Consider the following 18,117-nt stretch of genomic DNA (forward strand, 5'->3'; position numbering starts at 1 on the left):
TTCGGTGGGTTCGGTGCCGTCTGCGTCGATGGTGTCGGCCCAGCGTCGTCCGACGCGGGCGAGGAAGTCTGGGTCGGCGGTGGTGGCGGTGCGGGTGAGGTGCTCTTCGATCCGGGCGAGGGTTTCGGGGGTGGTGTGGTGTTTGAGGCGGTCCAGGGTGGTGGTGATGATGGTCCCGGCCCTGGAAGACACGGTAGGGGCGGTGACTTCGGGGGCTGCGACCGCCATAGGTTCGGCATCGTCACCGGCATCGGGGGCGTGGGGGTCCGGAGGCGTCGGGGTGAGTGCTGCGGCGAGGTGTTCCAGGGCTGGCGGGGTCCGGTCCCCGGTGAGGGTGGTGGCGGGCAGGGTGTGCTGGGCGAGGTGGAGGCGGCGGCGGGCTTCGGTGATGCCGATCCTGAGCCTGGTCCGGAGGAACTCGGCGGTGTTCCGGCACCCGTCATCCGCCGGTGAGTGCGGAACGGCCCTGGTGGTGTCAGCGGTGGTGCTGGGACCGGTGGCGGGCCAGGCGGCGTCGGTTTCGTCCAGGGTTTCGGTTCCGTTGTTCCAGCCGGTGATCCAGCCCGTGTGGCCGCCTGTCCGGCTGGTCCGGGTTGCTGCCGCTGCGGTGATGGCCTTGGTGCGGGTGCGGTCCACCGCTCCGGCGGCAAGGATCTGCAGGTAGTCCACGGTCCGGGAGAGTTCTTCGACAAGCCCGGCGAAATCCGCCGCCTCGACGTAGCCGGCCAGCGCCAGCTCATCAGCAGCAGACCCGGCGGCGCCGTTCACGAGTGAAACGGCCTGCGCGAAACTCACAGGCGCCGCCCCACTGAGGTCGGACCCCGAACCATGGTCAAAACCAGCGGCAGTGCGCCTCAGCACGGCGGTAGAGCCGCCGAACTCCGCAAGCTGACCCCCAATGGCTTCCATAGGAATACTCTGTCAGGAGGGTCTGACAATAACGGGGCTGCGATTTATGGGAGGGCTCCCACAGCATGCGGTGGAGAGGATACCGCAGTTCGTCGGCTAAGTGCGTTCAGCTCGGGATAGACGAAATCATCGACGACATCAGTGCTGACATTTTGATGGTCGACACGACGATGCTGAGGACGATAACGCCGATCAGCACCCAGATGGGCACGAGCCCGCGCCCTGGCGCGACTTTATGGACGATCACCGAGCGGCCAATGACGTAAACCGAGCCGCCGAGGAAGCTCCAGGCCCAATGGAACGGCCTGAGCACGCCGTCGCGCTTGAGCTGTTCACTGTCGAAATAGGCAAGCAGCACCGAGACGCCGTAAATGACGAAGCCGGAAAAGGCGAGAAGGAAATATACGGGCGTGAAGATCGACGCCGGGTCGACAGTGGGCGTGCCGCGGCTGCCGATATAGACGATGCGGAACTGGGGGTTCCACGCCAGCAACAGGACTATCGACACCAGCGGGAGCAGCGTGATGATCCAGATCAGCGGCTTGTAGACCGGCGTCTCGTTGCTGATGAGGGGGCGCTCAGGCACGTAGGGTGCAGTCGCGTAAGAGCCAGGTACTTGGAGGCCGGGCGAGTATGCGGGCGGATACTGTGCACCGAATTGGTCGGTCCAAGCCGCGCCATCCCACCAGCGGAGCCGTCCTGAGCCAGCCGGGTCGGGGTGCCAGGCAGGAGGTGGGGTTGGACCGTGGGTGGGATTGCTCATCTTTGTGTGCCCTTCTCGCCTGAACGGCGGGGATGGTGGTTCAGGATGAAGCTTCTCAAACCTTCCCTTCCGTTGTCGACGCCGGAACCTTTGGCGGCTCACTGGCTCCCGTCGCCTGGGTGCCGGTCATTCCGGTCTTTTCAGGTGGAAACGGTTTATAGACCCATGCCACGAGCACCACAGAGATGATCATCAGCAGAAACCAGGAGGCCAGTTTGTCGGAGGAAACCATGTGCCAGCCGTTCAGTTGGCTGGGATAAAGCCAGGCCCCCGACCATGTTGCGATGTTCTCGGCAATCCAAATGAAGAGCGCTACGAGCAGAAACGCCAGAATCAAGGGCATCCGGAATTGCCTGCGGAACACGCGGAAGTGCATGACGCACCGGCCGTAGATGATGACGACGGCGGCCAGCAGGACCCAGCGACCGTCCGGGATGTAGTGGTGGGCGAAGAAGTTCAGGTAGATGGCCGCGGCCAGGATCGCCGTGATCCAACGTCGCGGGTACCTGGTGAAGCGCAGGTCGAAGAGCCGGTAGACGCGCACCATGTAGGAACCGACCGCCGCATACATGAACCCGCTGAAAAGTGGAACTGCCCCGATGCGCAGGAAACCTTCTGCGTCATAGGACCACGACCCGACGTCGGTCTTGAACAGTTCCATGGCCGTTCCCACCAAGTGAAAGAGGGCAATCACCCGGAGCTCACGGGGAGTCTCCAGCCGTGAGGCAACCATTAGGATTTGGATGGCGACGGCGGCGAGCGTCAGGAAATCGTTTCTGGCCATCCCTGCGTCGGCGGGATACCAAAGGCGTGCCGCAAGGATGACTGCTAGGAGCAGCGCGCCGAAGATGCACGCCCAGGCCTGCTTGAGGCCGAAGACAACAAACGCGATGAATCCGGAACGGATCCCGCTTGCCGGGGCGTTGTCCAGAAACCGGTGAGCACGTTGGTCGATGGAATGCTCCAGGGATGTGAAGCCGCGCATTCGTCCTCTGCTCTCCGACAAGGCGCTGGTTGAGGCCAGGGGCGAGCCCTAGGCTGTTTCAAGCTGGGCCAGGTAGTAGTTTTTGAACCAGTGCCGGATCCGCTGCGGCAGCGGCCGATATACCATCCCGAAGGTTCGCATGGTGCGGTCGAAGCGGCGCCTGTGACGGGCGCTCCAGGGCAGCCCGAAGCCCTCGCGAAGCTGGTCAGGCAGCAGCCCGGCGGTGATGAAGCGGGCCGGCGGCATGATGATGCGAAGCCAGAGCGGCCCGCCCGGGGGGTGAAGCAGGTCGTGGGCAAGGCGGAGAGTTACGGCGTCCGTTCCAAGCATTTGCAGGCATTCGCTCCAGTAAGCGCCGAACGCCTCACGGTCGGCCGGCCACAACTCCTCCGGGAGCTGCAAGCTTGTCCCGATTCGCGCATAATCGCGATAGACGCGGTCTGCCGTTTCCTCATCCAGATCGCCATAAATCTTCTCGTAGACGGTCACGACCGTGTCATACAGAGTTGCTACCACCCAAAGCTGCGATTGCGCGTCAAAGGCGCTATACCCCTGGGAGTGGGAGTCGGCCTCACGGCGCACGCGGGCATGCGCGCGATTCACCCTGCGGCGCGCGGCAGCGAGCTGATCCTCCGTGCCATAAACCACTGCATAGACGTAAGTCATGGTGGCCCGGAGCCGGTCGAGGGGATGTTCGGCGAAGCTGCTGTGCTCGGCGACGCCGTGGCCTACCGCAGGGTTGGCGATCTGCATCAAAATGGCACGGCCTGCTCCCACGAGCAAAACGCTTTCCGCACCGATGTTGGCAAGACCACGCACCATGACCTCACCCTACCTGAGAGGTCACAGTCAGGTGGACCGGGCTTCTTCAGCCAGGTAGCGGCCCCCGTCTCGCGCTAAACGCAATCGTCAAGGTGGCCAAGACGACGCCGGCCGCCGCGTCCCCCAAGGATCGCGACGGCCAGCAAGGCCATTCAGTTTTAGCACAGTCCAAGAGTTGGCTTCCGGTCAGGACCGGGCGCACCCGTAACGTCCGTTCGCAGAACCCGAGATCAGTCCCTCTTGGGATCCATGCTTGTGCCACCTGCCGGAGTTGCCCCTGCTTCGTCGGACGTGCCGAGGTTGAGGGTTTCCGGGTGGGTGCTGTGGGCCGGAATGTGGTCATCGGCGGAGCCAGTGCCGACCGAGCCGGCACCAGACGCACCCAAGGTGGCGCCGGCGTCGGACGTCTCTGTCTTGTTGATCTTGCCGTTACTGGAGGCGTCGTCGTGGTGTATTGCCGAGCCAATGACGGTGCCGGCTCGGCGGGCTGCCTCACCCAGCTGGTCAGCTACCTCGGGGGCTTTTTCCTTGATTACCTCCGTGGCCGCGGCAACCTTGTCCTGGACAGGCTTGCTGTCCCAGATCCCCGCCGCCCTGGCCTTTAGCTTGTCATATGCTGCCCGCCCGGACCGCGATCCCAGGACGTAGCCCGCCGCGATTCCAACGCCCAAAAGAAGTTTCGATTTCATGATGAACTCCTGCTCTGTGAGAAGGTTTCAAGCCCGGCCGTGCGGCCGGGAGATGGAAAACCGGCCCAGGGATTGTGCCCCTGGGCCGGTTTCCTGGCCGAGTGCCGCAGTTAGCTGCGGACGCTCCGCTTGGTGATCATGCCGTAGACGAGCAGCACGATGATGGCGCCGCCAATCGCGAGCAGCCAGGTCTGCAGGGAGAAGAACTCCTGCAGTCCGGTGCCGAAGATCAGTCCGCCGATCCAGCCGCCGAGGAATGCTCCTACGACGCCCAGCAGCAAGGTGATGAAAATGCCGCCACCCTGCCGGCCCGGGAGGATCGCCTTAGCGATCGCACCAGCAATTAGGCCCAGAATCAGAAATGCAAAAAAACCCATTTGTCGTTCCCTCTTCCTCTAAAGGAGGTACCCGGATCCCGGGCACGCTTCGTCCTTTCGCCTCAATAGTAATCATGCTTACTTTATTTTCGCCACTCGGCTCTTCGAAGGTTACGGGCAGCAGAGTCAGTTCAGTGCCCCGTCACGTCCGAATCATTTCCGGCGCCCGGACCCTCCTCGAGGATGGCAATTTCCGCTAGATCCTGGGGATCCAGGGCGAAATCGAAGACATCCAGGTTCTCCGCTATCCGGTCAGGATTACCCGATTTTGGAATGGTCACAATGCCCTGCTGGATATGCCACCGCAGTACCAGCTGACCGGGTGTTTTGCCGTATTTTTCGCCGAGCTGGGCAAGGACGGGCGCGTCCAACAGGCTGGCACCCGAGCCGCCGAGCGGGCTGTACGCCTCGGTCACGATGCCGTGCCTGGTGTGGAACTCCCGTTCAGCCACCCGGGTGATGGCCGGGCTGAGCTGGATCTGGTTCACCGCCGGCACCACCTCGCATTCGGCCATCAGCCGCTCAAGATGGGCCCGTTTGAAATTGGAGACGCCGATGGACCTTGCCTTCCCCTCCGCCTGCAGCCGCTCAAACGTCTTCCAGGTGGAAATGAATTCGTCCCGCTGGGGAAGCGGCCAGTGGATCAGCAGCAAATCCACGTAGTCCAGCTTCAGCCGTTTAAGCGAACCTTCCAGCCCTTCCACGGCCCGGTCCTGCCCCTGGAACTGGCCATCCAGTTTGGTGGTGACGAACAGTTCACCGCGGTCCACTCCGCTGGCAAGGATGCCGTTTCCCACCCCTTCCTCGTTGCCGTATTTCACGGCGGTATCGATGTGCCGGTACCCGGCTTCCACGGCATGTACGACGGCGGTAGCCACCTGATCGTCGTCCAGCGGCCAGGTGCCCAGCCCCAACTGTGGGATGGCGTGGCCGTCATTGAGTTTGATGAGCGGTGCAAGTGTCATTTCAACAGTGTCTCCCGGTTTGGACAGTCCTGGCCTCGAATCGCCCGGAATTAGGGCTTCGCCCGGTTAGATGGGCTTGCGTGCCCAGCTGAGCAGCTGGTCGCTCAGCTTCATGAACCGCTGATCCACCACCTGCAGTTCAGGATGGCCGTCATACCAAGCCACGATCTCCCGCGCGCCGTCCGCGAACGGAATGGTGGCCGTGTAACCCGGCACCAGGGACTTGATCTTCGTGTTGTCGAACACCACGGAGTGGGACCTGTCACCCAGCAGGTTGGGCCCCAGTTCGTCACTGTGGGCTGCGATGGTTTCCGAGGCCACGTGGACCAGTTCGGGCTCGGGAACGCCAGCCGCCCGTGCAAAGAGGCCGTAGATCTGATTCCACGGCAGGTATTCGTCGGAGGTGATGGTGTAGCTCTCGCCCACGGCCTGGGGCCGGCCCAGGAGCCCGACAAAGGCCTTGGCAAAGTCCCTGCTGTGGGTCAGGGTCCAGAGCGACGTGCCATCTCCGTGCACCATCACCGGCAGCCCGGTGCGCATCCGGTGGATGTCCGTCCAGCCGCCCACCATGGCGATCTTGGTCCGGTCGTAGGTGTGGGAGGGACGCACCACAGTGAGCGGGAAATCATCCGAGCGGTAGGCCTGGAACAGCAGGTCCTCGCACGCGATCTTGTCGCGTGAGTACTGCCAGAACGGGTTCTTCAGGGGAGTGGATTCGAGGATAGGCAGCCGGATGGGAGGCTTCTGGTACGCGGAGGCTGAACTGATGAACACGTACTGGCCGGTCCTGCCCCGGAACAGTTCCATGCTGGCCCGGGCGTGGTCAGGAGTGAAGGCAATAAAGTCCGCAACGGCGTCGAACTCCCTTCCACCTAGTACTTCCCGCACAGCGGAAGCGTCGCGTACGTCCGCCTGCAGGACCTCGGCCCCATCCGGCACTGGCCTGTCCGTCGACTTGCCCCGGTTGAGGATAGTCAACCGGTGCCCCAGCGCGACGGCGCGCTCTGCCGCCGCCGCGCTGATGACCCCGGTGCCGCCGATGAAGAGAATGTCCCTCGGCGCCACCGTGTCGGCCTCCAAAACTAGTGGGGTTACCACGCGTAATCTTCCGGTGCTGTGCGGTGTCCCGGGAAGATATCGTCAAGCCGCTTGAGGGTATCGGCGTCGAGCGTGACGTCCAAGGCGCGGATGGCGGCGTCGAGCTGTTCCTGTGTGCGCGGTCCCACGATCGGCGCGGTGACGGCGGGCTGGTGAAGCAGCCAGGCGAGGGCGATGTCGCCGGGTTCGTAGCCCAGGTCGTCAGCCAACTCCTCGTACTGGCGGATCTGGTCCTGGTGCTTCTTGAGCGTTTCCAGTGCCCGGCCCTCAGCGCGGCGGACTCCTTGGCGTTCCTTCTTCAGCACTCCGCCCAGCAGCCCGCCCTGAAGCGGTGACCACGGGAGGAGCCCCAGCCCGTACTGCTGCGCCGCCGGAATGACTTCAAGTTCCAGTTCCCGGCGGAACAGGTTGTAGATGGACTGTTCGCTGACCAGGCCGGTGTAGTTGCGGCGCCGCGCAGCCTCCTGGGCCTGGGCGATGTGCCAGCCGGCAAAGTTGCTGCTGCCGGAGTACAGGATCTTGCCCTGCTGCACGGCGACTTCGATGGCCTGCCAGATTTCGTCCCACGGAGTGTCCCTGTCGATGTGGTGGAACTGGTAGATATCGATGTAGTCCGTCTGGAGGCGCTTGAGGCTTGCGTCCAGCGCCCGGCGAATGTTCAGGGCCGAGAGCTTGGATTCATTGGGCCGGTCCGTCATGGTGCCGTAGAGCTTGGTGGCCAGAACTGTCCGTTCGCGGCGCTCGCCGCCCTGCGCGAACCAGCGGCCGATGATCTCTTCCGTCCAGCCGCGGTGCCCGGTCCCGCCATACACATTTGCGGTGTCGAAGAAGTTAATGCCCGAGTCCAGGGCAGAGTCCATGATGGAGTGGGCATCGGCCTCCTCCGTCTGAGGTCCGAAGTTCATGGTGCCGAGGCAGAGGCGGGAAACCTTGAGGCCGGACCGGCCAAGGTGCGTGTACTGCATTTGGTTCATCCTTTGGGTTGTGGAGGATCAGAGCTGGGTGAAGGAAGCGACGGCGGGATCGGAGCCGATGCGCGCCCCGGACTCCAGCGCGGTGATGGAGGCGAGTTCGGCGTCGGTGAGGGTCAGTGACGACGCGGCGAAGTTCTCCCGGAGACGGGCTGAATCTGCCGACTTCGGGATGACGATGGTCCCGGCCGCCAGGTGCCACGCAAGTACCACCTGCGCCGTTGTGGCGTTGTGGGCTTGGGCGATGGCCGTAACGGCATTCCCGTTGAGGTCACCGCCCTGGCCCAACGGGCTGTAGGCCTCCACCGCTATGCCCAGGGAGCGGCACTTGGCTGCCAATTCCGCCTGCTGGTAGCTGGGGTGCAGTTCGACCTGGTTCACGGCCGGAACAACTTCCGCCGATTCCAGCAGGGTGTCCAGGTGCTCAGAGAGGAAGTTGGACACACCGATGGCGCGGATCTGGTTGTTGGCGTACAGGCGTTCCATTTCCTTCCACGCCTGGACATACAGGCCCTGCGAAGGGACCGGCCAGTGAATCAGGTACAGGTCGACGAAGTCCAGGCCCAGCGCCTTGCGGCTGTTCTGGAACGCTTCCTGGGCGCGGGCCTGCTCGCCGTTGCGGAGCTTGGTGGTGACGAAGATTTCCTCACGCGGGATTCCGGAGGCGGCGATGGCTGCGCCGACTCCTGCCTCGTTGCGGTAGCCCGCGGCCGTGTCGATGTGGCGGTATCCGGCGGCCAGCGCATCCTCAACGATCCGCTGGGTGTCTTCCGGCGGGACCTGGAAAACGCCGAGGCCCAGTTGGGGAATGGTGACGCCGTTGTTCAGTGTCAGTTCTGACATGGTGTGCTCCTTGCTTACGGATGGTGCTGTTTCGTACCGTGACTTCACTCATGAGAAAACGCTTTCGTACAGGCTCTGTCCTGAGCCTATGCACTTTTGCCGCTCGAGTCAGCAGCTGAGCCTGTCCCTGTTTTTCCTAGGACTGGCAGTCCTACCTTCACTGTGGCAACCGAACCTGCAGGCAGGCAGAATAGGCTGCATGGGTCAGAGCGCAGAGTTCGGAAAATTCCTGAAAGCCATGCGGTCCCGGTTGAGTCCCGAGGATGCAGGAGCTGAGGGTACTTCCGGCGCGCGCCGGGTTCCCGGGCTCCGGCGTGAGGAGGTTGCCCGGCTGGCCGGCGTCAGCACTGACTACTACATCCGCCTGGAACAGGGCAGGAACATTCATCCGTCACGGGCAGTGCTGGATTCCGTGTCCCGTGCGCTCCGCCTGGACGGCAGTGAGCATGCGCACATGATGGACCTATTGGAAAACTGTGCCGTCACGACGCGGTCTCCCGGCACTGCCCAGGCCGTGCGCCCTGCCCTCCGCCAGCTCCTGGAAGCGGTGGGGGACGTCCCGGCGCTGGTCCTGGGCCGTCGCACGGACGTCCTGGCCGGGAACCGAATGGCTTCCCTGCTGTTCACGGATTTCCTGGAGCTTCCCGCCCGGGAGCGAAACCTGACCCGCTGGCTGATCCTGGATCCCCAGGCACGGGAGCTGTTCAGGGACTGGAAGACCGTCGCCGCGGAAGCTGCGGGTGCACTCCGGCTCGACGTGGGGCGGCACCCCAATGACGCGCAGGCCAACCAGCTGGTGGGTGAGCTTGCAGTCCACAGCGAGCATTTCCGCCAGTGGTGGGCAGGGCACAGGGTGGCAACGCGGTCCGCAGGCAGCGTCCGGCTCCATCATCCCGCCGTCGGCGATCTGGAACTGAACTTTGAGAACCTCGTCCTCCCGGACGACCCGGATCAGTTCCTCCGGGTCTACTCCGCCAAGCCGGGGTCGCCGTCGTCGGATGCCTTGGCTCTGCTGGGCAGCCTCGGAGCCGATGCCCAGCCGGAACAGCAGCGGTTGGCTGCCGAAGCGTTTCCGCCGGCCGCGTCTGACGGCTGAGAACGTTCAGCCCTTCGGAGTGGGGCCTTTGTAGAGGGCGGCCCGGACGATCACACTGAGGATCAGCAGATCGAAGACCACCCAGGCGACGTTGACGAGCGTTCCTGCCCGGCGCCAAGTGACGGTTGCGACGGGCTGGTCTTGCTTCAGTTCCTCGCGTGCGCTGCGCACTGCTGCGCCGATGTCCTCCAGCGCCACGATCATGTGGTCCCCGGTCTCCGGTCGCCCGTTGCGACCCTGCGCCGGACCCACACCCTCAACCCCGCGAGCACACCGGTGGCGCCCCAGATAAGGCTGGCGACCCAAAGAGTGCCGACCCCAGGGTGGCTGACGGCACCAGCAAGAAAGGAGACTGAGGCGAGGAACGATATAACCATCCAAGCGAGCATGAGCTTCGTGCCCTTAACCCGGGCAGGCCGGACCCTCACACGTCACTGCCTTCCATTAGTCATTGCCGCGGCCTGAGCGGCGGCAACGCCTCCGGTAAGGCGGGCAGCCTGGCCCGGCCGGCTTCCAGCAACTGAGCGTAATTTATCCCCACCATGCTCCAAATCTAGGAATCAATCCGACCAAAGTGCCGGAAGTTGACTAAAGCAACTAGCCCGAACGATAGCGGGGCATCTTGGGGGTTCGCTGGGAGGCAGTCCAGTGGTGCACAGGACGGGTTAGACCATACTCACAGCGGCGGCTCAATGGCATGAAGGTGGAGCACTGTGATCTCCGCATCCTCGGTGGAGGGGAAGCCGGCTTCTGCGAGGATTCTTTGAAAGCCTTCACTCGCGAAGCGTGCCGCGAGTAGTTCCTCGGACTCCCATACACCGACCAGATACAGGGAGTCGTCTCCTACCGCACAATGGTGGCGCAGCTCGCCCGGTGCCCCACCTGCGTCCATGATCACTTTGTGGACGCGGTCATAGGCGCGCGTCAACTCGTCGACGTCGCCACGGAACCGGGCGATCAACAGTGCAGGCATCCGGGCCTCCTTGCCAGCCGGGCTGAAACCTTGAGTGTAGGTGCGAGCCAGCGCCCAAGGCCAGTGTTAGGGCCTGGCCCTGGCAGATCATTGGCAGATTTCCGTCGGGACAAGGGAGTGGGGAAACCCCATCCGCTCTGGGGTCTGTGCGATTGGCCAGCCGGTCCTGGTGATTCTGGCCATCAGCCCATTGGGCGGCGTCCCGCGATTTCCTAGGCTGGAGGGACACACTTTTCTCTGCCAAGGATGGTCTCAAAGATGAAACGCATCTCCCTGCTCAAGGAACGCCAGGCCTCTGCCGCCGGCACCGGCCCGGCCACAACCACCGGCTCGCACTGCCCGGTCTCCGGGCTCTGGAGCCCCGACTCTGATCCCCGTGTGGTTGAGTCCTTCTTCGAAGGGCACGTGTTCCCTGCATTCGACGGCGTCGCTACGGTTTGGCGCCGTCGCACCGCAGGCATCGTCTCGTCCAACTGAACAGCACCTGGCACGAACGCAATGATGGCCGCGCCCTTGGGGCGCGGCCATCATTGTCCAGTTAGAGCGTGGGTCACCGTTCCAGGCGGAAACCGATCTTAATCGTCACCTGCCAGTCCGCGATTTTTCCGTCTTCAAGGTGACCGCGGACTTCCTTCACCTCGAACCAGTCAAGGTTGCGCAGGGTCTTGGCGGCCTCGGCGATACCGTTCCGGACTGCCGCGTCGACACCTTCTTCGGAGGTACCGACAATTTCAGAAATGCTGTACGTATGGTTGGACAACTTCGCTCCTCGTGATCGCCTTCGAGTCCCCGGTTGCGGGCCGTTCTTTGAGACTAGTAGGACTTCAGGAGCCTTGGCCAGACCCTTCCTGCCTAGCCTTGGGTGCCGTTAAGCACCGTGACGTTGGCGTAGCTGACGTTCCGGCCCGTGGTCTTCAGCACGTTCCCGTCCTGAACCATGTCCGAGGTGACGGTGAGATCCCGCACTGCAGAACCGTTAGCCGCAACCAGCAACGTGACGCCCTCGCTGTTGGTCAGGATTACGTCGGCAGCATGCCCTGTGGCGCCGGCCAGGGTCACGTTCCGCCTGTCGCCCCAGATCACGGCGGGCTCGTGGTACGTGCCCGGTTGGAGCAGGACCGTGACGGGACCCGGGTTGTTCGAGCGGATCGACCCCACGGCCGCCCTGATGCTGGCGAAATCGCCGGTGCCGTCCAGCGCCACCGTGATGACGCTCCGGTCTTCCGGCACGGTTCCGCCCAACGGGCCAGCGAAGCCGCGGACAATGGCGGGAATGGCCGCCGTCGGCGTGAGTTCGTAGGAGTACGCCGCGGCCGGGTCGAAAGCCGCTCCCCGTTCCACACCAGTGTTGCCACTGCAGTGATCGAAGGTATTGTCCCGCGCCACCAGCTCACCTCCCGGGCCCTGGTGGTGAAGCGGATTCCTCACGTCCCGGAAGTAGTTTCCCTCGACCACCAGCAGGGCAGCGTTCCGGCCGAGCATCCCGTAGCTGGAGATGTCTTCGAGGTAGTTGTTGTAGACGTGCGAAGCGGCGGTGTTGTCCAGGCTCGCGTTGCGCTGATGCGTGTTGCGGATCCAGTTGTGGTGCATCGTCAGCCGGGTAACCACATTCTGGGTCCAGCCCTCACCCAGCGCTTTGTTGTGGTCCGAGAAGACGTTCCAGGAGAGGGTCACGTTGTCGCAGTCCTTGCGGATATCCACCAGGCCATCACCCAGCCGGGTGAAGTGCATGTGGTCCACCCAGACATGCGTGCAGGTATCCATCTGGATTCCATCCCTGTCGTTGTCCGGCCTCTTGCCGACAAAGTCTCCAGGGATATAAGAGTCCCGGACCGTGAAATTCCGGAAGATCACGTTGGACACGTTGATGAGCTTGAAGCCGGCGTTCACCACAGTGGCGCCCTCGCCGGCTCCCAGGAAGGATTTGTTGGCGGTCACCGTCAGCTTCTCGTACTGCGGGAACACCAGCACACCGTGCAGGACCACTACCAGCGGTTCGGCGCTTTTGGCGAAGACCCTGAGCTGGTCCGGCGTGCTGGCATGGACAAGGAGGCCGCCTTCACCACCACTTGTGCCGGAACGACCGTGGTCCGCGACGCCCGCGAACCCCTCCGGTGCGTCCGTCCAGGCCCTGCCGCCAAGGGCACGGTTGATGGGCAGGCCGGCTTCAGCGAAGCCGTTTGGGCCGACGGCGGCGTCCAAGCCATGCGGACCCGCCGCGGTCGCTGCCGGGCCGAGCAGGCCGGACGTCATCAGGGCGCTCGCCGTCAGGCCTGCGGCGAGCACGGTCCGCCGTCGAATGTTCACTTCATGTGCCTGTGCCATTTCAGCCACGTCCTTCCGGGGTCCAATCGCCAAGGAACTTCTCCTTGGTGAACTTGAGGGCATCCTCCGGCGAGAGCTGGGGATGGAATTCATTGACGTAAGAGCCAGGGCCGCGGTTGTTGTATTCGGCGAACCGGCCTTCCGTCCAGTGGTGGCCGCTCATGTCGGACCAGCCTTGGACAGCGATGTGGCTGCCGAGCGCGGAGTCGCGGATGACGGCCATCGGGTGGGCGTCAGGATCACTGCTCGCGAACCACGGCCGTCCCAGGCTGACGGTTCCCGGAGCGGCGTCCGAGGTGAGGTTGCTGTCGACGATCAGGAAGCCGAAGGGGTTGGAGTTCTTGGTGCTGGGGGCCACGATATAGCCATTGTTGGTGGCGCTTCCGCGGTCCAGGGAATGGATGGTGCAGCCATCGAAGACCGCCGTGCCACGGCCGTAGATGAAGTCCACGTCGCCCTCGATGTAGCAGTTCTTGAGGTAGGTCCTTGCGGTGGCGTCGCGGCCGGTCGTGTCGGCGAGGTAGGTGTCCTGGTTACCCAGAAACCGGGTGCCGTCGAAGGTCACCCGGTCTGCCACGCTCCGGACCGCGAGAGCCTGGCTGCCACCGTTGGCGGCCTCGTCATAGCCGTTCTCAACGGTAAGGTTCCGCACCGTCGTGCCCGCAGCCAGGACGTTCAGGGTGGCGCTGCCGCCCGCCCCCCAGGTCCCGCCGAAGAACTTCACGCCGTTTGCCGGGAGATCGTAAGTGATCACGACGTCGGAGGGGTTGGCGGTGGCTCCCTGGACGGTGAGGTTGGGCCGGTCTGCCCAGATGTTCACGGATTCCCGGTAGATGCCGGGCTTGACTGTGATGGTTCGGGGCAGGGTGCTGCCGCTGGGGATGGAGCCGATGGCTGCCTGGATGCTGGCGAAGTCGCCGGTACCATCGAGGGCCACCGTGATTTCCGTTGCAGTGTTGGGTGCGCTGTCCTCCCGGGGGCCCGCTCCGGCCGCCACGATCTCCGGTACCCGGGCGGCGTCGTCCTTTTGGTATGCGTAATTCTGGGTGGGGTCAAAGGCTGCGCCCACGTTGTCTTTGCGGCCGCGGGTTCCGTTGAAGATGTTGTCCCGGTTTACCACTTCGGTGGCGGGGTCCTTGGCCACGATGGGGTCCTGGACTGCCGAGAAGTTATTGGCCTCAACCACTACCTTGGCGGCGTTGCGGCCCATCATGCCGTACTGGCCGACGTCCTGCAGGAAATTGTTGTAGACGTGGGCGGCGGCTGTGTTGTCCAGGCTGAAATTGCGCTGGGTGGTGTTGCGGATCCAGTTGTGGTGGATGGTCATGTGGGTTACGGCGTTGGGCGTCCAGCCGACCCCCAGGGCCTTGTTGTGGTCTGCGAAGACGTTCCACGAATAGGTCAGGAAATCCGAGTCCTTGCGGGTGTCGATCATCCCGTCGCCCAGGCGTTCGAACTTCATGTGGTCCACCCAGACATGGTGGGAGGTGTCCAGTTGGATCCCGTCCCGGTCATTGTCCGGCCGCTTGCCGTCCCAGTCGCCGGGGATGTAGGAGTCCCGGACGGTGAAATTGCGGAAGATGATGTTGGATACGTTGATGAGCTTGAAGCCGGCGTTGACCACCTCGGCGCCGGCGCCAACCCCGATGAAGCTCTTGTTCGCGGCCACCGGGATCTTCACATACTGGGGAGCCTTGAGGCTGCCCCGGACGAAGATTACCAGCGGTTCGCCGGAGGCCGCGTAGTCCGTCAGCTCCTGGATGGTGGAGGCACTGACGATGCGGCCTGTCTGCCCGCCCGTGGTTCCGTCCAGCCCGTACCCGGGAAGGGACGCGAACCCGTCAGGGGTCTGCTTCCACATCGCTTCGGCGTTTCCGGCTACCTCTGAGGCCGCTGGCCGAGACAGGGAACCAGCCCGGGAAGCGGCGGGTGCCGCGAGGGCAGGGACAGCTGTTAAGCCGCCCAGGACAACGACGGCGGTTGCCGCGCCTAATAGTCGTCGCAAGCTCATGCAAAACTCCTTTGTTTTGTAATAGCCAGGCAGGGTTTAGCCAGGCAGTGTCCAGTCGGTCATGCGATAGGAGAAACGGTGCGGCTGGCCTACTTCAGCCCGGTGGTGGCGATGCCGCTGATGAGGTATTTCTGACCGGCGATGAAGAAGCCGATGATGGGGGCAATGGATACCACGGACATGGCGAACATGGGCCCCCACATGCTCTGGCCCTCCGAGTCCATGAAGGCCCGGAGCGCCAGCGGGACGGTGTAGAGGTCCTGGTTTTGGATGTAGATCAGTGGCCCGAAGAATTCGTTCCAGGTGGAGATGAAGGTGAAGATGGCGGTGGTGGCCATCGCCGGCACGCACAAAGGCAGGATCACCTTGAGGAACGTCCTGAAGGGTCCGCAGCCGTCGATCTGCGCGGCGTCGTCGAGTTCCACGGGCAGGGACTTCATGAACTGGACCATCAGGAAGATAAAGAACGCGTTGGTGGCCAGGAAGTTCGGAACCACCAAGGGAAGGTAGGTGTCCAGCCAGCCAAGCTGGGAGAAGATGATGTACTGCGGCACCAGGAGTACGTGTCCAGGCAGCATCAGCGTTCCCAGCATCAGAGTGAAGAACAGCTTTCGTCCCGTGAACTCCATCCGGGCGAACGCGTAGGCGGCCAGGGCGCAGGAGAAGATGTTTCCCGCGATGGACAGCACCACGATGATGAGTGAGTTGAAAAGGTAGACGTGGAATGGCTGGTCCAGGGCGGTCCAGCCCTCAGCGTAGTTGGCGAAGTTCCAGTGCTGCGGCCAGAGTCCGAGTTGCCGGAAGATGTCCTCGCTGGGTTTTACCGAGCTTGAGATGAGCCACAGCAGCGGGTACAGCATCACCAGCCCCACCAGGCAGAGGATGAGGTGCTTGGCGAAGCGTTTGGCCGGAGTGCCGTCGGATTCCTCATCCGGGACCGAAGGCGTCCGTTGCTTGCGTGTCAGAGGGAGATCGAGCAAAGCCATGTCAGTTGCCTTAATTGTCGTAGAAGACCCAGAACTTGGAAGCGATGAAGTTGATCGCGGTGAAAATCGCGATGATCATGAGCAGCACCCAGGCCATGGCGGAGGCGTAACCCATCTCGAACTCGGTGAAGCCCTTCTGGTACAGGTAAAGGTTGTAGAAAAGGGTGGAGTCCGCCGGGCCGCCGGTCCCGCCGCTCATGACATAGCCCTGGGTGAAGGTCTGGAACGATCCGATCAGCTGCATGATTAGGTTGAAGAAGATGATCGGACTGATCAACGGGATGGTGATGTTCCGGAACTGGCGCCATTTCGAAGCCCCGTCAATGGACGCGGCCTCGTAGTACATCGCCGGGACCTGGCGGAGCCCGGCCAGGAAGATCACCATGGGCGAACCGAAGGTCCAGACGTTAAGGACGATCAGGGTGGTCAGGGAGAATTGCGGGTCCGTGACCCAGGACGGCCCCTGGATGCCGAACAGCCCCAGGAAACTGTTCACGATCCCGTCGTTGCCGAAGATGTAGCGCCACAGCATAACGATCGCCACGCTCCCGCCAAGGAGGGAGGGCAGGTAATAGACGGACCGGTAGATCGGCAGGCCCCTGATGCCGCGGTTCAGTACCAGGGCCACTGCCAGTGCTGCGGCGAGCGATATGGGCACCGATACAAAGGTGTAGATGAACGTGACCTTCAGCGACTGCCACAGCCGCGGATCCTCAAACATGGCCTGGAAGTTGGCCAGGCCCACCCAGGTGGGCTCGTTGAAGAGGTTGTAGTCAGTGAAAGCAAGGTACAGCGATGCGAAGAAGGGGATGACCGTGAACAGCATCCCGATGAACCACGGCAGCAGGAAGAGATAGCCGGACCGTTGGCGTTTGCGCCGGGATACCTTCCGCGCGCCCCGGCCCGGCTGGTTCATCATGGGGCCCGTCGGCAGGACCTTGGGCTGTTTGGTCAGGACTGACATGGTGTCAGGCTCCAATCGGGAGGACGGCTCGGTTACTTGTTGATGGCTGCATTGCTTTTCTCAAGGAAGGTCTTTGCCGCGTCCGCTGGGCTGATTCGGCCGAACTCCACTTCCGTAGCCAGTTGCTTGAGGGTGTCCGCCACTAGGCTGGCGCCCTTGGGGTAGACGTAGGCCGGCGGGAGATCGTCCTCCTGGATGGCGGCCATCAGGTCCACGAATGCCTTGTCGTCCGTGCTCAGCTTGGCCGTTATCGACTCCGCCACTGACGGATTGATCGGCACACCTCGCTGGGTGAGCGTATGAGCCGCCCCCTCGCTGTCGTTGGTCAGGAAGTCGACGAGCTTTGCAGCTTCCTTGGGGTGCTTGGACTTAGCGGCGATGGACCACAGCATGGTGGGGTCAGCGGAATAGCCCCTCCGTTCGGCGCTGGTTTCGCCAGGAATCCGCAGCAGGACGACGTCGCCCTCCACCGCGTCGTTGTAACCCTTGAAGTTATTGATGGGAATGATCTGCGAGGCCACGGTGCCCTTGGCGAGGTAAGACTGGGCGGGTGATCCGCCGATCTGCTCGAAGAAGCCGGCAGGCGGATATCCGCCCGTTTTGCGGAGGTCCACGCTGTATTGGAACCAGTCCCGGATGGTTTCCTCACTGACGCCGAGCTTGTTGTCCTTAGTGTAAAAATCCTCGCCCCGTTGGCGGGCGAGGAGGATCGGTCCGGTTTCGGTGGCGACGTCATAGCCCGCCCCGTAGACCTTGCCGCCGGTCTTTTGCGTCACCTCGTTTGCGAACTTGGCGTAGTCATCCCAGCTCCAAGTCTTGTCATCGGGAATGGTCACCCCGGCCTCGTCGGTAATGGTCTTGTTGACCACCATTCCGATGGTGGTCACGCCGGTAGCGAGGCCGTAGAGCTTGCCGTCGACAGTTCCTCGGCTGAGCACGGTCTCCGGCACGGCGTCGAGCTTGAGCTCCGGAAGCTTCTTGAGGTCAGCCAGCGCGCCGCGCTGGGCGTATTCAAGGAGACTGCGGTTCGCCATCGCGAGTACGTCCGGCGGATTCCCGCCCGCAAAGCGGGTGGCCAGCTTGTCTGCATACGGGCCGCTGTCCTGGTACTCGGTCTTGACCTTGATGCCAGGGTTCTTCTGTTCGAAAATCCGCAGTGCTTCTTCGGTCACCTTGGCCCGATTCGCGTCACCCCAGAACACGAAGTTGAGTTCGACGTCGCCAGCACTGGCAGGTGATGCGCCTCCGCCGCAGCCGCTAAGGGCCAGGCCCGCGGCAGTAAGTGCCGCGCCCAGGACAATCCTGCGTGGGATGTGAGTGTTCGCTGTCTTCTTCATCGA

The 18,117-nt window shown here is 63.1% G+C and carries 20 protein-coding genes and 1 pseudogene; 2 read left to right on the plus strand and 19 right to left on the minus strand.

Annotation, left to right across the window (positions count from 1 at the left end; all coding sequences use genetic code 11):
- The 11 genes and pseudogenes from J7E83_RS02300 to J7E83_RS02345 all read right to left on the minus strand — a co-directional run.
- Nucleotides 1-909: DUF222 domain-containing protein (locus J7E83_RS02300; RefSeq protein ID WP_214958819.1), on the minus strand; the 909-nt coding region annotated here is incomplete at its 3' end.
- A 106-nt stretch (nt 910-1,015) separates the two neighbouring features.
- A complete protein-coding gene (locus tag J7E83_RS02305) occupies nt 1,016-1,495 on the minus strand; it encodes a hypothetical protein (RefSeq protein ID WP_311379573.1) in 480 nt (159 codons plus the stop codon).
- A gap of 66 nt (nt 1,496-1,561) precedes the next feature.
- Nucleotides 1,562-1,672: pseudogene (locus J7E83_RS21490) on the minus strand (DUF2510 domain-containing protein); the annotation flags it as partial.
- Between the two features lie 55 nt (nt 1,673-1,727).
- A complete protein-coding gene (locus tag J7E83_RS02310) occupies nt 1,728-2,657 on the minus strand; it encodes a DUF817 domain-containing protein (protein ID WP_214958821.1) in 930 nt (309 codons plus the stop codon).
- A 48-nt stretch (nt 2,658-2,705) separates the two neighbouring features.
- Nucleotides 2,706-3,479, minus strand: coding sequence for an oxygenase MpaB family protein (locus J7E83_RS02315; protein WP_214958822.1), 774 nt, complete (start codon nt 3,477-3,479; stop codon nt 2,706-2,708).
- A 230-nt stretch (nt 3,480-3,709) separates the two neighbouring features.
- Nucleotides 3,710-4,168, minus strand: coding sequence for a YtxH domain-containing protein (locus J7E83_RS02320; RefSeq protein WP_214958823.1), 459 nt, complete (start codon nt 4,166-4,168; stop codon nt 3,710-3,712).
- 110 nt (nt 4,169-4,278) lie between these two features.
- Complete coding sequence (locus J7E83_RS02325) at nt 4,279-4,545, minus strand: GlsB/YeaQ/YmgE family stress response membrane protein (protein ID WP_214958824.1); 267 nt, start codon at nt 4,543-4,545, stop codon at nt 4,279-4,281.
- 131 nt (nt 4,546-4,676) lie between these two features.
- Complete coding sequence (locus J7E83_RS02330) at nt 4,677-5,510, minus strand: aldo/keto reductase (protein ID WP_214958825.1); 834 nt, start codon at nt 5,508-5,510, stop codon at nt 4,677-4,679.
- A gap of 66 nt (nt 5,511-5,576) precedes the next feature.
- Complete coding sequence (locus J7E83_RS02335) at nt 5,577-6,608, minus strand: NAD-dependent epimerase/dehydratase family protein (RefSeq protein ID WP_214958826.1); 1,032 nt, start codon at nt 6,606-6,608, stop codon at nt 5,577-5,579.
- Nucleotides 6,602-7,573, minus strand: coding sequence for an aldo/keto reductase (locus J7E83_RS02340; protein ID WP_214958827.1), 972 nt, complete (start codon nt 7,571-7,573; stop codon nt 6,602-6,604). Before J7E83_RS02340 ends, J7E83_RS02335 begins: the two co-directional genes overlap by 7 nt.
- Nucleotides 7,574-7,600: 27 nt before the next feature.
- Nucleotides 7,601-8,422, minus strand: a complete 822-nt coding sequence (locus tag J7E83_RS02345) for an aldo/keto reductase (RefSeq protein ID WP_214958828.1) — start codon at nt 8,420-8,422, stop codon at nt 7,601-7,603.
- A gap of 199 nt (nt 8,423-8,621) precedes the next feature.
- Here J7E83_RS02345 and J7E83_RS02350 point away from each other — a divergent pair, with 199 nt between their 5' ends.
- Nucleotides 8,622-9,518, plus strand: coding sequence for a helix-turn-helix transcriptional regulator (locus J7E83_RS02350; protein WP_214958829.1), 897 nt, complete (start codon nt 8,622-8,624; stop codon nt 9,516-9,518).
- A gap of 6 nt (nt 9,519-9,524) precedes the next feature.
- Here the strand turns inward: J7E83_RS02350 and J7E83_RS02355 are convergent, their stop codons facing one another.
- Nucleotides 9,525-9,770: a hypothetical protein gene (locus J7E83_RS02355; RefSeq protein WP_214958830.1), complete on the minus strand. Its 246-nt coding sequence runs from the start codon at nt 9,768-9,770 to the stop codon at nt 9,525-9,527.
- 424 nt (nt 9,771-10,194) lie between these two features.
- Nucleotides 10,195-10,491: a hypothetical protein gene (locus tag J7E83_RS02360; protein ID WP_214958831.1), complete on the minus strand. Its 297-nt coding sequence runs from the start codon at nt 10,489-10,491 to the stop codon at nt 10,195-10,197.
- Nucleotides 10,492-10,749: 258 nt separating this feature from the next.
- Between J7E83_RS02360 and J7E83_RS02365 the strand changes: the two genes are divergently transcribed.
- Nucleotides 10,750-10,968, plus strand: coding sequence for a hypothetical protein (locus J7E83_RS02365; RefSeq protein WP_214958832.1), 219 nt, complete (start codon nt 10,750-10,752; stop codon nt 10,966-10,968).
- Between the two features lie 73 nt (nt 10,969-11,041).
- Here the strand turns inward: J7E83_RS02365 and J7E83_RS02370 are convergent, their stop codons facing one another.
- From J7E83_RS02370 to J7E83_RS02395, 6 genes are all read right to left on the minus strand, one after another.
- A complete protein-coding gene (locus J7E83_RS02370) occupies nt 11,042-11,251 on the minus strand; it encodes a dodecin (protein ID WP_214958833.1) in 210 nt (69 codons plus the stop codon).
- A gap of 92 nt (nt 11,252-11,343) precedes the next feature.
- Complete coding sequence (locus J7E83_RS02375; RefSeq protein WP_251043386.1) at nt 11,344-12,849, minus strand: right-handed parallel beta-helix repeat-containing protein; 1,506 nt, start codon at nt 12,847-12,849, stop codon at nt 11,344-11,346.
- Nucleotides 12,818-14,827, minus strand: a complete 2,010-nt coding sequence (locus J7E83_RS02380; RefSeq protein ID WP_214958835.1) for a pectinesterase family protein — start codon at nt 14,825-14,827, stop codon at nt 12,818-12,820. The genes J7E83_RS02375 and J7E83_RS02380 overlap by 32 nt, the downstream gene beginning before the upstream one ends.
- Nucleotides 14,828-14,916: 89 nt before the next feature.
- Nucleotides 14,917-15,813 (minus strand): carbohydrate ABC transporter permease, encoded by an 897-nt coding sequence (locus J7E83_RS02385; RefSeq protein ID WP_214958836.1) that lies wholly within the window; start codon nt 15,811-15,813, stop codon nt 14,917-14,919.
- A gap of 10 nt (nt 15,814-15,823) precedes the next feature.
- Nucleotides 15,824-16,777 carry a carbohydrate ABC transporter permease gene (locus J7E83_RS02390; RefSeq protein ID WP_214958837.1) on the minus strand — a complete coding sequence of 318 codons (954 nt, stop codon included), beginning with the start codon at nt 16,775-16,777 and terminating at the stop codon, nt 15,824-15,826.
- 32 nt (nt 16,778-16,809) lie between these two features.
- A complete protein-coding gene (locus tag J7E83_RS02395; RefSeq protein ID WP_214958838.1) occupies nt 16,810-18,114 on the minus strand; it encodes an ABC transporter substrate-binding protein in 1,305 nt (434 codons plus the stop codon).
- Between the last annotated feature and the right edge of the window lie 3 nt (nt 18,115-18,117).

This window comes from Arthrobacter sp. ISL-48 (genome assembly GCF_018613805.1).
Lineage (GTDB): Bacteria > Actinomycetota > Actinomycetes > Actinomycetales > Micrococcaceae > Arthrobacter.

Bases quoted from the DNA above. Each gene is read 5' to 3' on its own strand.
- J7E83_RS02310 (WP_214958821.1), bottom strand. From the start codon at position 2,657: ATGCGCGGCTTCACATCCCTGGAGCATTCCATCGACCAACGTGCTCAC.
- J7E83_RS02315 (WP_214958822.1), bottom strand. From the start codon at position 3,479: ATGGTGCGTGGTCTTGCCAACATCGGTGCGGAAAGCGTTTTGCTCGTG.
- J7E83_RS02320 (WP_214958823.1), bottom strand. From the start codon at position 4,168: ATGAAATCGAAACTTCTTTTGGGCGTTGGAATCGCGGCGGGCTACGTC.
- J7E83_RS02325 (WP_214958824.1), bottom strand. From the start codon at position 4,545: ATGGGTTTTTTTGCATTTCTGATTCTGGGCCTAATTGCTGGTGCGATC.
- J7E83_RS02330 (WP_214958825.1), bottom strand. From the start codon at position 5,510: ATGACACTTGCACCGCTCATCAAACTCAATGACGGCCACGCCATCCCA.
- J7E83_RS02340 (WP_214958827.1), bottom strand. From the start codon at position 7,573: ATGCAGTACACGCACCTTGGCCGGTCCGGCCTCAAGGTTTCCCGCCTC.
- J7E83_RS02345 (WP_214958828.1), bottom strand. From the start codon at position 8,422: ATGTCAGAACTGACACTGAACAACGGCGTCACCATTCCCCAACTGGGC.
- J7E83_RS02350 (WP_214958829.1), top strand. From the start codon at position 8,622: ATGGGTCAGAGCGCAGAGTTCGGAAAATTCCTGAAAGCCATGCGGTCC.
- J7E83_RS02360 (WP_214958831.1), bottom strand. From the start codon at position 10,491: ATGCCTGCACTGTTGATCGCCCGGTTCCGTGGCGACGTCGACGAGTTG.
- J7E83_RS02365 (WP_214958832.1), top strand. From the start codon at position 10,750: ATGAAACGCATCTCCCTGCTCAAGGAACGCCAGGCCTCTGCCGCCGGC.
- J7E83_RS02380 (WP_214958835.1), bottom strand. From the start codon at position 14,827: ATGAGCTTGCGACGACTATTAGGCGCGGCAACCGCCGTCGTTGTCCTG.
- J7E83_RS02385 (WP_214958836.1), bottom strand. From the start codon at position 15,813: ATGGCTTTGCTCGATCTCCCTCTGACACGCAAGCAACGGACGCCTTCG.
- J7E83_RS02390 (WP_214958837.1), bottom strand. From the start codon at position 16,777: ATGTCAGTCCTGACCAAACAGCCCAAGGTCCTGCCGACGGGCCCCATG.
- J7E83_RS02395 (WP_214958838.1), bottom strand. From the start codon at position 18,114: ATGAAGAAGACAGCGAACACTCACATCCCACGCAGGATTGTCCTGGGC.